Source organism: Vibrio sp. Vb1574, from assembly GCF_033338675.1.
Genome location: NZ_JAWOTC010000481.1, coordinates 1 through 1,024, shown reverse-complemented (window position 1 = coordinate 1,024; position 1,024 = coordinate 1). Strand labels below are relative to the sequence as shown.

Sequence of the window (1,024 nt, the reverse complement as noted above, 5' to 3'; positions counted from 1 at the left end):
TCATCGAACGTGAAATCCCCAATTTTATCGATTGGAGCCGAAAAAATAGTATCTGGATTGCTCTTAGGGTTCATAACCAAATCTCTGCATACAAGCTGACGGGACGATTCGTCTTCAAAAAACTATTAGTCTAGTTTTCAAAAACGTCAGGCATCAAAAAAGGCGCGTATTTTATGAGAAATTCGCGCCTCTGTCATGCGTTGAGCAAATTATTGTTAGAACATCTGTAACTGCGAGTTGCCATCATTGGCAGGGAAGGGGGCTAAATCTGGCAGGGCGACATGCTTTTGTAGATTCTTGTAAATGTTCGCTGCCAGCTCAGGTGCAATAATATTGTCTGCTGTGTGAATCATCACATATGGCTGTTTACCTTCCGCAATCCACTGTGGCAATTTACTTAGCCAAGGCACAAAGAAGTCGTAATTTTTTTGTTCTTCCGGATGGCCAATAAAACGAATCATCGGGTGTGAAGCGGTTGCTATCGCATGAACGGGAACTTTGGGCTTCTTCATTTGAGCATCAATGATGGCTTCATTGTCAGGCTTTGCCGCAAACACAGGGCGGCTATCCATGATTATTCGGTCAATACCGTTTTCCACCAACCACTGATTAAGCGCTCGCTCTTCCTCGCCTTTAGAGAAAAAGGCCATATGACGTACTTCTACGCCTAGTGGAAAGTTAGGCGGGAAACTGGCGCAAAACTTTTTCAAACGTTCAAGATACTCTGGGCCAAAAGCTGCTGGGAGTTGGATCGTCCATTGACCGACGCGCTCATGCAGGGGCTCCATGATTTTCATAAAATCACGAAGTTGCTCGTTGCAACCTCTTAGCATTTGTTCATGAGTGATAGCCTTAGGGAGCTTAAACGTAAACTTAAAATCGTCGTGCGTTGCCGCTTTCCAATTTTGCACCGTGTTGTGTGTCGGCGTGGCGTAAAAGGTGGTATTTCCTTCCACAGTATGAAATACCTGAGCGTATTTTTCTAAACGCTCAGCAGGTTTAGTTCCACTACCGTAAAAGCTTT

The 1,024-nt window shown here is 44.5% G+C and carries 1 protein-coding gene; it reads right to left on the bottom strand.

Annotation, left to right across the window (positions count from 1 at the left end; translation table 11 throughout):
* Nucleotides 1-215: 215 nt before the first annotated feature.
* Nucleotides 216-1,024 (bottom strand): DUF72 domain-containing protein (locus tag R7O12_RS27015; protein WP_318127134.1); only part of this gene is annotated, 809 nt, incomplete at its 5' end.